Source organism: Rhizobacter sp. P2_H2, from assembly GCF_056403375.1.
The window spans coordinates 16269-29446 of record NZ_JBFUFP010000011.1; the positions used below are offsets into that span (position 1 = coordinate 16269).

The 13178-nt window shown below is 70.5% G+C and carries 12 protein-coding genes; 1 reads left to right on the forward strand and 11 read right to left on the reverse strand.

Features of this window, described 5'->3' with window-relative positions; all coding sequences use genetic code 11:
- Positions 1-6: 6 nt before the first annotated feature.
- The 6 genes from AC1D15_RS02230 to AC1D15_RS02255 all read right to left on the reverse strand — a co-directional run bounded on the left by AC1D15_RS02230 (position 7) and on the right by AC1D15_RS02255 (position 7192).
- Entirely contained in the window at positions 7-1677 is a 1671-nt protein-coding gene (locus AC1D15_RS02230) for an FAD-dependent oxidoreductase (protein ID WP_477824758.1), read from the reverse strand.
- Positions 1674-3287, reverse strand: coding sequence for a polyamine aminopropyltransferase (locus tag AC1D15_RS02235; RefSeq protein WP_477824759.1), 1614 nt, complete (start codon positions 3285-3287; stop codon positions 1674-1676). Before AC1D15_RS02235 ends, AC1D15_RS02230 begins: the two co-directional genes overlap by 4 nt.
- Before the next feature lie 22 nt (positions 3288-3309).
- Positions 3310-3531, reverse strand: coding sequence for a DUF350 domain-containing protein (locus AC1D15_RS02240; protein WP_047593230.1), 222 nt, complete (start codon positions 3529-3531; stop codon positions 3310-3312).
- Positions 3532-3559: 28 nt separating this feature from the next.
- Positions 3560-5134, reverse strand: coding sequence for a DUF4178 domain-containing protein (locus tag AC1D15_RS02245; protein WP_047501796.1), 1575 nt, complete (start codon positions 5132-5134; stop codon positions 3560-3562).
- A 10-nt stretch (positions 5135-5144) separates the two neighbouring features.
- Positions 5145-6182 (reverse strand): SPFH domain-containing protein, encoded by a 1038-nt coding sequence (locus AC1D15_RS02250; RefSeq protein WP_477824760.1) that lies wholly within the window; start codon positions 6180-6182, stop codon positions 5145-5147.
- 128 nt (positions 6183-6310) lie between these two features.
- Positions 6311-7192: an EpsD family peptidyl-prolyl cis-trans isomerase gene (locus tag AC1D15_RS02255; protein WP_477824761.1), complete on the reverse strand. Its 882-nt coding sequence runs from the start codon at positions 7190-7192 to the stop codon at positions 6311-6313.
- A gap of 207 nt (positions 7193-7399) precedes the next feature.
- Here AC1D15_RS02255 and AC1D15_RS02260 point away from each other — a divergent pair, with 207 nt between their 5' ends.
- A complete protein-coding gene (locus tag AC1D15_RS02260) occupies positions 7400-8650 on the forward strand; it encodes an FAD-dependent monooxygenase (RefSeq protein WP_477824762.1) in 1251 nt (416 codons plus the stop codon).
- A gap of 6 nt (positions 8651-8656) precedes the next feature.
- Here AC1D15_RS02260 and AC1D15_RS02265 read toward each other — a convergent pair whose 3' ends face one another.
- The 5 genes from AC1D15_RS02265 to AC1D15_RS02285 are packed head-to-tail and all read right to left on the reverse strand — an operon-like array spanning position 8657 to position 13108.
- Positions 8657-9871 (reverse strand): ROK family transcriptional regulator, encoded by a 1215-nt coding sequence (locus tag AC1D15_RS02265; protein ID WP_477824763.1) that lies wholly within the window; start codon positions 9869-9871, stop codon positions 8657-8659.
- A 4-nt stretch (positions 9872-9875) separates the two neighbouring features.
- Complete coding sequence (locus AC1D15_RS02270) at positions 9876-10310, reverse strand: RbsD/FucU family protein (protein ID WP_047501804.1); 435 nt, start codon at positions 10308-10310, stop codon at positions 9876-9878.
- Between the two features lie 19 nt (positions 10311-10329).
- Positions 10330-11139, reverse strand: coding sequence for an ATP-binding cassette domain-containing protein (locus tag AC1D15_RS02275; RefSeq protein WP_477824764.1), 810 nt, complete (start codon positions 11137-11139; stop codon positions 10330-10332).
- The gene (locus tag AC1D15_RS02280) at positions 11139-12092 is read right to left on the reverse strand and encodes an ABC transporter permease (protein WP_477824765.1); all 954 of its coding nucleotides are present in this window, start codon (positions 12090-12092) and stop codon (positions 11139-11141) included. The genes AC1D15_RS02275 and AC1D15_RS02280 overlap by 1 nt, the downstream gene beginning before the upstream one ends.
- The gene (locus AC1D15_RS02285) at positions 12092-13108 is read right to left on the reverse strand and encodes a sugar ABC transporter substrate-binding protein (RefSeq protein ID WP_047501809.1); all 1017 of its coding nucleotides are present in this window, start codon (positions 13106-13108) and stop codon (positions 12092-12094) included. The genes AC1D15_RS02280 and AC1D15_RS02285 overlap by 1 nt, the downstream gene beginning before the upstream one ends.
- Between the last annotated feature and the right edge of the window lie 70 nt (positions 13109-13178).

Genomic DNA, 13178 nt, shown 5'->3' on the forward strand with positions numbered 1-13178 from the left:
GACGCGTCAGCCGGCCTTCCGGCGTGCCGCAATGCGCCGCGCCGCCGCGTTGCCGTGGAAGAACGCCTCCTCGAACACCGAGTACCCCGACAGGTCCGCATGCGCGAACTGCACCCGGCCGCTGCCTGAGGCCAGTGCCGCCAGCGCGGGGTTGCCGCGCACGCCGGGCAGCGGAATGCTCATCGCATGGCCGTAGCGCATCAGGTCCATGCGCACCAGCTTGTCGGGCAGGTCCGGATGGGCGCCGACCAGCGTCTGCACGACGGCCTGCGACCAGGCCTGCCACGGCTGCTCCAGCAGGCGCTTGCGCTGCGCGATCAGCTGCGCCTCGTTGTCGCCGCCCAGCGCCCAGTAGACCGTCAGCACCATCGGCCCGGGGTAGGGCCGCGTCGCCTGGTGCATCGCGTCGACATACCCGAGCGTGCTGCTGCCGTACAGCACGTTGTCCCACGACGGCGGCGCGCCGGGCTGGTCGACCAGCGCGTCCGACAGCTGCAGGTTCGCGACCAGCCACGGGGCATGCCGCATCCCGGCCACCGCCGCCTGCAGCGCGGCCGGCGGCGTGCGCAGTACGCGGGCCGAGATGAACAGCGGCGTCGCGAGCACCGCGTGTGGCGCGATCCAGCGTTCGGTGCGCTGCGCCTTCGCGTTCCACAGGTCCAGCGTCACCTCGTGCCGGCCTTCCTCGAGCGCCAGCGCGACGCAGCCATCGTGCAGCCGGCCGCTCAGCGGCGTCGCCAACCGCTGCGCGAGCCAGGCGTTGCCTTCGGGCCAGGTCAGCACGCCGTCGTCGCGCGCCCGCGCGTCCCGGGGGTCATCCCCCGGGGCATGGAAGCCGTGCCGGCTCGCGAAGTAGTGCAGCCCGGCCCAGGCCGATACCTGTGCGGCCCCGGCGCCGTAGTCGTCGCGGCAGCAGTAGTCCAGGTACCAGCGCAACGGCGGGGCGGTGATGCCCTGGTCGTCGAGCCAGCGCGCGAATGTCACGCCGTCGAGGGCCTGCATCGCCGGCGTCCACGCGGCGCGTGCTGTCGGCAGCGCGAAGCTGCCGGTCGGCCCGGCCAGCGACACCAGCTCGGCGAAGCGCCGATACTGCGCCAGCGTCGCGTCGCGCTGCGATTCGGGCAGCGCCGCGATCGGCGGCAGCAGGCCGTCGTGCCAGTGGCCGTCGATGAAGAGCCGCTCCTGCGGGCTGTGGCACAGGTGGCGCTCGTCCCACACCGCGCGCCCGCCCTCGCTGCGGCGCAGCCCCAGCGATTCGAGCAGGCCGATCAGCTCCACCGCGTCGTCGCCCGGCACCGGCAGGTAGTGCGCGCCGAGCGGGCAGGCCATGCCGCCCATGCGGTGCGCGCGGCTGTTGCCGCCGGCGCCATCCTCCAGGTCGAACACGTGCACGTCGTCGATGCCGGCCAGGCCGAGTTGACGCGCACACGACAGCCCGGCGATGCCGGCGCCGACGACGATCACGCCGGCGCGCTTGTGCACCGTCGGCTCGGCCAGCGTGCGGCCGCCGTCGCGCAGCCGGTGGCCGCGCTCGTGCTGCGCGCCGACCCATTCGCCGCCGTAGGCTGCAGGACGTTTCGCATCGCAGCCGGCCAGGCCGGTGAGGGCAGGCGCCGCCAGCGCGGCGGCCGTTGCGGCGAGCAGCGTGCGCCGGTCGCGGTCGGGGAGCTCGCTCACTGGTGCACCTTGCCCCATTCGTCCTCGAAGGTCTGCACCAGCACCTGGTTCGACAGCCGGTTCACGTCGGCCGGCACGCGCGCCATGTCGATCGGGAAATCGAACAGCGCCGGCAGCCCACCGAGGCTGATGAAGCGCAGCCCCTCGGGCAGCTGCGTCGGCATGCGGTACGGCCGGCGGCTCGCGAGGATGAATCCCCATTCGCCGAAGCTCGGCACGTGCGCGTGGTACGGCGTCACCTGCAGGCCGGCGGCCTCCAGCGTGGTCGCCACCGTCCAGAAGCTCTTGCGCGCGATCAGCGGCGAGGTGGTCTGCACCACCGCGTAGCCGCTCGCGTTCAGATGCTGCTCCACCAGCCGGTAGAAGCCGGTGGTGTAGAGCTTGCCGATCGAGAAATTGGTCGGATCGGGGAAGTCGATGACGATCACGTCGAACGCGCCCGGGTTCTGCTCCAGCCACGCGAAGGCGTCGGCGTTGACGATGCGCAGCTTCGGCGAATGCAGCGCATCGGCGTTCAGCGCGCGCAGCATCGGCGACTGCGCGAACAGCGTCGTCATGTGCGGGTCGAGCTCGACCAGCGTGACCTGCTCGACGCCGGGGTACTTCAGGATCTCGCGCACCGCCATGCCGTCGCCGCCGCCCAGCACCAGCACCTGGCGCGGCGCGCCGTGGCCGGCCATCGCCGGGTGCACCAGCGCCTCGTGGTAGCGGTACTCGTCGCGCGAGTGGAACTGCAGGTTGCCGTTCAGGAACAGCCGCACGCCGACGCTGCTCGAGGTGACGACGATGCGCTGGTAGGCGCTGCTCGCGCTGTAGACGATGCGGTCGGCGTAGAAGCGGTCCTCGGCCCAGCTGCTGACGCGCTCCGCGCCGGCGAAGGCCGCGAGCAGCGCGGCGATGACGCCGCCGCACGCGAGCGCATGCAGGCCCCAGCGCCGCAGCTCGCCCCTGAACAGCCACAGCGCCCACACCGCGACCGCGGCATTCAGCAGCCCGAAGAACGCGCCGGTGCGGATCAGCCCGAGCTGCGGCACGAACAGCAGCGGGAACGCGATCGCGACGACCAGCGCGCCGAGGTAGTCGAAGGTCAGCACCTGCGAGACCAGGTCCTTCAGCGCATAGCGTTCGCGGAAGTGGCGCTTCAGGATGCGCATCACCAGCGGGATCTCCAGCCCCACCAGCGTGCCCACCAGCAGCACCAGCGCATACAGCGCGAAGCGGAACGACGGTGCGGCCAGCGTCTGCAGCGCGAACAGCGCGAGCGGCATCAGCCCGCCGACCAGCCCCACCAGCAGCTCGATGCGCAGGAAGTGCGCAATGATCTGCCGCTCGAAGAAGCGCGACAGGTACGAGCCGATGCCCATCGCGAACAGGTAGCTGCCGATGATGGTCGAGAACTGCAGGATCGAATCGCCCAGCAGGTAGCTCGCCAGCGTGCCGGCCGCGAGCTCGTAGACGAGCCCGCAGGCGGCGACGACGAAGACGGACGCGAGCAGCGCCACCTCGGCCGGGCGGATGCCTGTTGCGGCGCCCGTTGGATGCGCCGGGCCGAGCGCCGGGCCGTCCCAAGCCGGCCCGGATCCCCCTGGGGGATCGGACGATGTACTCATCGGACGAGGGGTTGTCAGTTCGTCAGCCGTGGATCGCCGCGGAGACGATCATCCCGATCGCGATGCACATCGAGCCGACGACGATCGCGAGCGCCACGTTCTTCTTCTCGACGATCTCGGCCCACAGGTCATAGGGCGTGATCTTGTCGACGATGATGAAGCTGATCCAGAAGACCAGCACGCCGATCAGTGCAAACAGGATGGAGCCGACGAAGATGCCGGGCTTCATCCATTCGATTCCCATCATGAGAGCCTCCTGTGTGGGGTTGTCTTCACTTGTGGCCGCCGCCGCTCGAGAAGCCGCCGAACGAGCCGCCGCCGGTGCGAAAACCGCTGCCGCCGCTGCGGTTGCTGTTCAGGCAATTGACGTACTCCTGCGAATTCTCGCCGTAGGTGCTGCGCAGGCCGCTGCAATCGGCCGAGCTGCTGCTGCTGCAGCGGAACAGCATCAGCAGCACCGCGATCACGAACATCGCAACGAAGATCTTGGCCAGCAGCCCGCCCGAGCCTGACGTGGGCAGTGCATCCCGCTGCAGCGCCGCGCGCCGGCCGCTGTCCAGCCGGAAGGCCTTCATCACGTCGTCGGCGCTCATCGCGTCGCCGGCCGACCAGACGATCTCGTCGCCCGTCTGCTCGCGGTTCAGCCGCTTGCTGCCGGACTGGTAGTCGGTGTTGAGTGTGCGCTGCGCGCGCGTGAGCTGCCAGTAGAACTCGCCGAGCACGTAGGTGACCTGCCCGGTGTAGGTGTAGAGCTTGCGGTAGGTCGCGCCCTGGTACACCGCCGCGTCACCGCGCAGCTGCGGCACGCCGGTGATCGGCGCCGTCCAGCTCCAGCCGTCCTCCGCATCGACGATGAACGCGAAGCCCTCGGTGCGGTGGTACAGCAGGTACTCGCGCCAGAAGGTCTGCTCGTCGTCGGCGCCGTCGGGCAGCTCGCAGCGCTCGACATAGCCGACCACCTGCCACGGCAGCGGCGCCTTGCCGCCGAGCGCCAGCGTGCCGACGCTGCCGAGCGGGATCTGCGGCTCGCTGCCGTTGTCCTGCACGTAGTGCGCGAGGTCGCCGCCGACGCCCTGCGACACGTCGACCACCGAATGGCACTGGTGGCAGACGATCGATTGCGTCGTCGCGAGCTTCACCTCCAGCGAGGTGCCGCAGTTCGGGCATTCGATGCTGCGCGCCTTCAGCGTCTTCTGCGCCTGCTCGGCGAGGCCCGTCATCGCGAGCTCGCTGATCGCGACCGCGCGGCCGACCGACCACTTCGGCGCGGCCGGATCGCTGTAGTCGAGCGTGCCGACCTCGTCGCGCGTGCTGCGCAGGTCGCTGACGACGAAGCCGCGCTCCGTGTTCGGCTTGACCGGCAGCTCGCCCTGCGCCGCGATCAGCTTCGCGGCCGAGACCGACGCGACCGACCACGGCTGGCCGTTGACGATCTGCTGCTGGCCCGGCCGCAGGCTGGCCGCCTCGGGCACCGCGGCCTGCAGCGGCTGGTCGAACGCGAGCACGTAGCGGCCGTTGTCCTCCGACAGCCAGCCGCTGCGCCCGTTGTCGAACAGCGCATGCCATTCGTTCCACGTGCCCTCGGCGTAGCGGTACTGCAGCCGGCCCACCAGCGTGAAGGCGGCACCCTGCACGCGCCCGCTCGCACCGAGCTGCAGCGGCGAATGGTCGTCGAACAGCTCGGCGCTCTGGCCGATCCTGCGCAGCGCGTCGCCGTCGCGCACGATGGTGCTGCGACAGAAGCTGCAGACCGCGAACGCCGACGCGGCCGAGCGGAACTCGACCTCGGCGCCGCAGTTGGGGCAGGGCGCGCGGTAGGCGCGCTGAGGGCTGGGTTCGGTTGCCAAGAACTGGGTTCTAGACCAGCTTCTTCAGCAATTCGGCCTTCTTGGCGTCGAACTCGTCCTGCGTCAGGATGCCCTTGGCCTTCAGGTCGCCCAGCTTCTCGAGCGTGGCCATCACCTCGTCGGGGCGGATCGCTGCCGCGGCGGCTCCCGCGACCGGCGCTGCCGCCGGCTGCTGCAGCCCATGGCTCAGCTGTTGCGCCAGCACCTGGCCGAGCGCGACACCGGCGCCCAGGCCCATCGCATCGCCGGCGATGCCGCCACCGCCACCGCCGCCCTCGGCGAACTTCGGCAGCGCCTGCGCCGTCTGGTACTGCATGAACTTGCCCATGTCGTTGCCGACCATGCCCATGCCGATCTTCTGGTCGAGGATCTTCTGCAGCTCCTCGGGCAGCGAGATGTTCTGCAGCGTGACGCTCTCGAGCAGCAGGCCGAGCTTGTTGAACGACGGCTGCGTCGCTTCCTGCAGCGCCTTCGCGAACTCGACCTGGTTGGCTGCGAGGTCGAGGAAGGCGATGCCGCTGGACGCGACCGCGTCGGAGATGTGCTGCAGCATCAGCGCGCGCAGCTGGCCGTCGAGTTCGGCGGTGGTGTAGCTGGCGCGCGTGCCCGAGACCTCGGTGTGGAACAGCTTCGGGTCGGCGATGCGGTAGCTGTAGTTGCCGAAGCCGCGCAGGCGCACCGCGCCGAAGTCCTTGTCGCGGATCGTCACCGGCTGGGTCGTGCCCCAGCGCTGGTCGATCTGCTGGCGGGTGCTGAAGAAGTAGACGTCGCTCTTGAACGGGCTCTGGAACAGCTTGTCCCAGTTCTTCAGGTAGGTGAGCACCGGCAGCGTCTGCGTCGTCAGCTTGTAGGTGCCGGGGCCGAACACGTCGGCCACCTTGCCCTCGTTGACGAACACCGCCATCTGCGATTCGCGCACGGTCAGCGAGCCGCCGTACTGGATCTCGTTGTCGGCCATCGGGTAGCGCCAGGCCAGCACGCCGTCGCCGGACTCGGTCCACTCGAGGATGTCGATGAACTGTTTCTTGATGAAATCCATCAGGCCCATGGCGCGAAGCTCCTGGAAAACGACCGGCTCCGGGATCGGAGTGCGGCGAATAATACGCCGCGGCATCGGCCCTTTGTCTCCCCCCTTTTTGGTGAACCGCGCGTGACGCGGCCATCCAGCGGGATCGGCTAGCGCTGGATCGGCGCGGACGCCGCGGCGCTCCACTGCATCGAGCGGCCGATGTACTCGACCCGGGCCTGCTGCTGCAGTGCGGCGAGCCCGCGCTCGACCGCCTTGCGGCGCCGTTCGGTGCGGATCAGCGCCGCGATCTGCTTGACGGCCGCCGAGCGCGAGATCGTCGCCGGCTGCGTCTGCAGCACCGTCAGCACGCGCACGCCGCCGTCTTGCGGCAGCACCAGCGTCTGGCCGACGCGCAGCGGCGCCAGGGCGTCGAGCAGCGCCTGCGGCGTCTCCTCGGGCTGCAGCGCGAACTGGCGCGCGTTCAGCGGCACGCCTTCGACGCGCAGTGCCTCCATGGTCTTGTCGGGCGTGGCCGCGGCCTGCAGCCGGGCCTTCAGCGCATCGAGGCGCGCGGCCGGCAGCGGCAGCACCGCTTCCTGCAGCCACATCAGCCGGCGCTGCGCGAACCAGGCGGGGTGTGTTTCGTAGAACTGGTCGATCTCGTCGCTGGAGGGTTCGACGGCCGTGCCGGCCAGGCGCTCTTCGTACGCGCGGGCCAGCACCTCGCGCTGCGCGGCCTCGATCATCTGCACGGTGCGCGGGTCGCGGTCGAGCCCGGCCTTGCGTGCGGCCTGCGCGGCGAGCGATTCCTGCACCAGGTCGGCCACCGCCTGGCGGCCCGCGGCCTGGGTCTGCGCGTTGCTTTCGCCGATCGCGGCGCGCGGCAGCACGAGCTCGAGCTGGTGCTCGCTGACCGGCTCGCCGTTGATCCGGAAAGCGGCTTGTTCGGTGGAGGCGCCGGCCTGCGGGCTGCACGCGCCGAGAACCGCCCCTGCGGCGGCGATGGCGGGGAGCAGGAAAAGGCGCGCGAGTACTGCGAAGGCGGGCATCTGGGGGGCTGCAAATTAGGGGGGCAACCGGCACCGTACCTCCGCGCATCCAAAGCAGCCATGCCCTGAGTCGGGGGTAGGACGGCGGCGGGCCGGTCATCGGTGGCGAATCGGTGCGAAATGTCACGATGCGGCCGTGCGCGACGGCCTCCTGCGGCGGCGCGACAATGCCGCGTTTCCGCCACACCACCGCTCACGAGGTGCCCGATGACCGCTTCCCGCCCTGCCACTGCGTCATCCGAGAAGCCGCTGACCCTCGCCGTGGTCGGCGCCGGGCCGGTGGGCCTGGCGCTCGCGCTGCTGGCCGCCCGGTCGCTGCCGCAGGCGCAGGTCAGTGTGTTCGATGCCCGGCCGCTCGACAAGGATGTGTCCGGCGACCCGCGCACGCTCGCGCTGTCGCTCGGCAGCGTGCAACTGCTGCAGCGGCTGGAGGCCTGGCAGGCCGATGCGGCGCAGCCGATCACCGAGGTGCATGTCTCGCAGCAGCCGCCGTCGCTCGGCGCGGCGCTGGCCGCGTGGGTCGGCGAGCCGGCGGTGCGCATCAGCGCGCTCGAGGAGGCGGTGCCGATGCTCGGCGCGGTGCTGAGCTATGGCGGCATCGTCGCGCCGCTGCAGCGGGCGTGGCTCGCGGCCTGCGAGCGCGAGCCGCGGCGCCTGCTCAGCCGCTTCGGCCAGCCGGTGCAGGGACTGAAGCCGGTGGGGAATGGTGAGGAGACGGGTGGGGTCGAGGTCGATGCCGGCATCGCCGAGCGCTTCGACATCGCGGTGGTGGCCGAGGGCGGCGTCTTCAGCCAGCTGCCGCGCGAGCGGCTGGGCGGCGTGCGCGAGCCGCTGCACCACGACTACCACCAGACGGCCTGGGTCGGCACCGTGACGCTCGCGAATGCCCGGCCGGGTGTCGCGTACGAGCGCTTCACGCGCCACGGGCCGGCGGCGCTGCTGCCGCTGAAGAACGGGCAGGCCTCGCTGGTGTGGTGCGTGGCGAGCAATGACGACCCGGTCGAGCCGTTGAGCGACGCGCAGCGGCTGGCGGTGCTGAACACGATGTTCGATGCCGAGGTCGGTGCGATCACCGCGGTGTCGCCGCTGAAGCGCTTCGCGCTCGGGCTGAGCGCCGAGCGCACGCTGACCGACGGGCGCACGGTGCGCATCGGCAACGCGGCGCAGACGCTGCACCCGGTGGCGGGGCAGGGGCTGAACCTCGGCCTGCGCGATGCGTTCGAGCTGGTGCAGGCCTTGTCGCGCAACGCGGACGTGGCGCAGGTGTTGCGGCGCCTGGAGTGGCAGCGCGGGCCGGACCGCTGGGCGATGATCGCCGCGACTGATTTCCTGGCGCGCAGCTTCACGTGGAAGCTGCCGGGGGCGGGGGCGGCGCGCGGGCTGGGGATGGTGGCGCTGCAGGCGTTGAAGCCGCTCAAGTCGGCGCTCGCGCGGCAGATGATGTTCGGTTCCCGCTGAAACCCGTCAAGGTTCCAGCTTCAGGAACAGATCCCGGTCCGGCGCGAAGTTCGCATAGAGCGGCAACAGCGCTCCCCCCATCGCCCGTGCATCCGAGCCGATCGTGCCGGGCAGCACCTCTGGCCGCGCGACGCCTTCCCAGCTGTAGCCGTCCAGCGCCACCGTCAGCTCGCGCAGCAGCGCGGCGAGCAGCCCGCGGCCGAACGAGCCGTCGATGATCACGCCCTCCAGGTCGAGCAGGCAGGCGGCCGTGTGCACGGCCAGCGCGATGCCGGGGCAGGCCTCGCGCAGCCAGGCCTCGGTGATCGGCAGCCACGGCGCCGTCAGCGCGCGCTCGTCCAGCCAGGCCTGTTCGGCCAGCCCGGCCTCGCGCCAGCGCGCCTCCAGGTCGAACAGCGAAGCCACGCTCAGCAACTGCCGCGGCAAGCCGTGGCCGTCGCTCGCGCCCAGCGCCAGCGAGCCCACCGCGCCGGCGTTGCCGCTGACGCCGCCGCGCAGGTGGCTGTCCAGCACCAGCCCGCCGCCGATGAAGGTGTCGATGAAGACGTAGAGGTAGCTGCGCATGCTGCGCCCGCGGCCCGCCACCAGCTCGGCCACGCAGGCGGCCGCGGTGTCCTTCACGAACACCACCGGCAACTCGGTCAGCGCGGCCACGCGGGCGCGGATGTCGATCAGCGCCCAGGCCTGCGCCGCCTCGGCCGACACGCCGAGCAGCGATTCCCAGCCGCCCAGCGACAGCGGCGCCGCGACGCCCACGCCGTGCAGCACGCGCGCGCGCTCGGGGCCGAGCCGCCCGCGCAGCTCGGCGAGGCCGTCGGCGATCTCGTTGAACAGGCTGCGCGGATCCGGGAAGGCATAGGCCCGCACCAGCCGCTCGCGCACCTGCCCGGTGAAGTCGACCAGCAGCATGTCCATGCCGCGCCGGCCGATCTTGATGCCGATCGAGAACGCGCCGTCCGGGTTCAGCGCCATCGGCACCGACGGCTGGCCGACCTTGCCGCGCACCGGCGCCTGCTTGACGACCAGCCCGTCGCCCTCGAGCCGGCCGATGATCAACTGCACCGTCTGCGGCGTCAGGTGCGTGAGGCGCGCGATCTCGGCCTTCGGCAGCGCGCCGTGCAGCCGGATCGCCTGCAGCACCACGCGCTCGTTGAACTGGCGCATGCCCACGTGGTTGGAGCCGCGCGGGCGCAGCCGGCTGCTCGCCTGAAGCTCGGTCATTCGATCAGGGCCGAAGGGCGTCGGCGATGACGCCCTTCTTGAAGAGGATGTTGGCGAATGGTTGCATCTCGCCAGTCTGCACGATCGCGTACGCGCCGCGCACGCGCTCGTAGAACGCGAAGCGCTCGATGGCCTCGCACTGCGCGCCCAGCGGGTCGAGGATCTCGCGCTGCAGCGCCGAGCGGTAGCCCTCGGCCGTGCCGCTCACCTGCATGAAGGCCACCGGCCGCGGCACCGCGTCGTCGAGCGGGAACACCGACAGCACGGCCGCGCAGGCCCGTGCCATGCCGATGCCCGGCAGCCGCAACACCGGCTGGCGGCCGGCCAGCGATTCGGCGGTGAAATTGGCGTCGGCCAGCACCACCTCGTCGCCGTGGCCCATCTCGCACAGCAGCTTCAGCAAGGCCGGCGTCAGCACGGGGTCGATGTTCTTCAGCATGGGGTTCCGGTACCGGAATTCAGGCCAGGCAGTCGGCCGGCAGCTCGTCGACCCGCTTCGCGCCGGTCATCACCGCCACCGTGTCGCTCATGCTGATCTTCTTCGGGTTGACCACCGCCGCGCGCTTGCCGAGCCGCGCGATGTGGATGCGGTCGGCGATCTCGAACACGTGCGGCATGTTGTGGCTGATCAGGATCACCGGCAGCCCCTTGTCGCGCACGCGGCGGATCAGCTCGAGCACCATGTTGCCCTCCTTGACGCCGAGCGCCGCGGTGGGTTCGTCCATGATGACCACGTGCTGCGCGAACGCCGCCGCGCGGCCCACCGCGACGCACTGGCGCTGCCCGCCCGAGAGGGTTTCCACCGCCTGCGTCATCGAGCGGATGCCCACCTTCAGCTCGTTCATCCGCGTGATGCTCTCCTCGAGCATCTTCTTCTTGTCGAGCATGCGCAGCACGCTGCCCAGGAAGCCGGGGCGGCGCAGCTCGCGGCCGAGGAACAGGTTCTCGGCGATGCTCATCGCCGGCGCCACCGCGAGATCCTGGTAGACCGTCTCGATGCCGGCGCGGCGCGCGTCGATCGGGCTCTTGAAGTGGATGATCTTGCCGTCGAGCTTGATCTCGCCCTCGTCGGGAATGGTCGCGCCCGACAAGGCCTTGATCAGCGAGGACTTGCCGGCGCCGTTGTCGCCGATCACCGCGAGGATCTCGCCGGCGCGCAGCTCGAAATCGGCACCGTCGAGCGCGACGACCTGGCCGTAGCGCTTCACGAGGCCGCGGGCCTCCATCACGAGAGGGGCTCGAGCGCCCGTTGCGGTATCGGCAGCCATCAGCGCGCTCCCTTGCGAGAAAGTTGGTCGGTGGCCACGGCCAGGATCACCAGCACGCCGGTCACCAGCACCTGGTAGATCGACGACACGCCCATCAGCGTCAGCCCGTTGCGGAACACGCCGACGATCAGCGCCCCGACCAGCGAGCCGAGGATCACGCCGCGCCCGCCGAACAGGCTGGTGCCGCCGAGCACCACCGCGGTGATCGCGTCCAGGTTCTCGGTCTGCCCGGCGTTCGGGTCGCCGACGCCGGTGCGCGCCACCGACAGCAGCGACGCGATGCCGTAGAACACGCCGGCCAGCACGTAGACCCCGAGCAGCACGCGCTGCGTCGGGATGCCGGTCAGCCGGGTCGCCTCAGGGCTGTTGCCCACCGCGTAGACGTGGCGGCCCGAGGCCGTCTCGCGCAGCGCGAACCAGGCCAGCCCGTACAGCGCGAGCATCAGCACCACGCCGTAGGCGACGTTGGTGGTGCCGCCGAGTGCGAAGGTGTTGCCCAGCATCGTCATCGCCTCGGGCACGTCGGTCACCGTCTGCGAGTTCGAATACAGCTGCGTGATCGCGAACGCGATGTTCAGCGTGCCCAGCGTGACGATGAACGGCGGCAGCTTGATGCGCGTGACGAGCAGCCCGTTGACCAGCCCGAACAGCGTCGTCACGCCGATGCCGCACAGCACGGCGAGGAGCGGCGGCAGCCCGAGCTCGGTCGCGAACTTCGTCATCACGATGCCGCCCAGCGCCATCACCATGCCGCAGGACAGGTCGATGCCGGCSGTCAGGATGATCAGSGTCTGSCCRATSGCSAKSACGCCGACSACCATCACCTGCTGCAGCACCAGSGACAGGTTKSCGCCSGTCAGGAAGCGTTCGTTCTGCGTCGCGAAGAAACCGCAGGCGAGCAGCAGCGCGATGAAGGGGCCGAGCGTCGCGAGCGGGGGCAGCCGCCCCTTCATCACTTCTTGCCCCAGCACAGGTCCGTGCCGGTCTTCACGTCCTTGCTGTCGACCCCCGCCACCGGCTTCGCGGCGATCAGCGTGACGCCGGTGTCGGTGTAGCCGCTCGGCTTCTTGCCGGTCTTCGCGTACTCGATGCCGGCCTCGACGCCCATCGCCGCCATCTTCAGCGGGTACTGCTGCGAAGTCGCTGCGATGATGCCGGCGCCGACGTCCTTGATGCCCTGGCAGCCGCCGTCGACCGAGACGATCGTGACGCCCTTCTCCTTGCCGGCCGACTTCAGCGCCTTGTACGCACCGGCGGCCGCCGGCTCGTTGATCGTGTAGACGAGGGTCACCTCGGGGCTCTTCTGCAGGCAGTTCTCCATCGCGGTCTGCGCCTTGGCCTGGTCGCCGTAGCTGTCGGCCATGCAGACCACCTCGGCGGCCTTGCCCAGCTCGTTGCTCTTCGCATCGGGGGCGGCCAGGCCGAAGCCCTTCAGGAAGCCGTTGTGGCGCTGCGCGCCGACCGGGTGGCCGGGGAACAGGTCGAGCGTGACGATCTTCACCGGCTTGCCTGCCGTCGCGACCTTCGCGTACTGGCCGATCAGCACGCCGGCCTGGTAGTTGTCGGTCGCGAACAGCGCGTCGGTGCCCTCGGTCGGGTCGGTCGGGCTGTCGAGCGCGATCACCAGCACGCCCTTGTCGCGCGCCTTCTTGATGGCCGGCACGATCGCCTTCGAGTCGCTCGGCGTGATCAGGATGGTCTTGGCGCCGGCGGCGATCATGTTCTCCATCGCGGTCACCTGGCCGGCGTTGTCGCCATCGGCCTTGCCGGCGCCGCTCAGCAGCTTTGCGCCCTTGGCCTTCGCGGCCTCGTTGGCGCCTTCCTTCATCTTCACGAAGAACGGATTGGTCTCGGTCTTCGTGATCAGGCCGATGATCGGCTGGTCGGCAGCGTGGACCGACGCGGCGCCGGCTGCGAACAGGGCAGCGGCGGCGATCGACGACAGGATCGGCAGGGTCTTCAGGCGCATGTCTTGTCTCCGGGTGTTGTGGGGTCTGGATGCGAAAGCGCGTATCGGCAGCGCGCAGCAAAGTATGGGC

Coding starts and splice junctions, on each gene's coding strand:
- AC1D15_RS02235 (WP_477824759.1), bottom strand. CDS start 3,287: ATGAGTACATCGTCCGATCCCCCAGGGGGATCCGGGCCGGCTTGGGAC.
- AC1D15_RS02275 (WP_477824764.1), bottom strand. CDS start 11,139: ATGGCTGCCGATACCGCAACGGGCGCTCGAGCCCCTCTCGTGATGGAG.
- AC1D15_RS02240 (WP_047593230.1), bottom strand. CDS start 3,531: ATGGGAATCGAATGGATGAAGCCCGGCATCTTCGTCGGCTCCATCCTG.
- AC1D15_RS02255 (WP_477824761.1), bottom strand. CDS start 7,192: ATGCCCGCCTTCGCAGTACTCGCGCGCCTTTTCCTGCTCCCCGCCATC.
- AC1D15_RS02270 (WP_047501804.1), bottom strand. CDS start 10,310: ATGCTGAAGAACATCGACCCCGTGCTGACGCCGGCCTTGCTGAAGCTG.
- AC1D15_RS02285 (WP_047501809.1), bottom strand. CDS start 13,108: ATGCGCCTGAAGACCCTGCCGATCCTGTCGTCGATCGCCGCCGCTGCC.
- AC1D15_RS02250 (WP_477824760.1), bottom strand. CDS start 6,182: ATGGGCCTGATGGATTTCATCAAGAAACAGTTCATCGACATCCTCGAG.
- AC1D15_RS02265 (WP_477824763.1), bottom strand. CDS start 9,871: ATGACCGAGCTTCAGGCGAGCAGCCGGCTGCGCCCGCGCGGCTCCAAC.
- AC1D15_RS02260 (WP_477824762.1), top strand. CDS start 7,400: ATGACCGCTTCCCGCCCTGCCACTGCGTCATCCGAGAAGCCGCTGACC.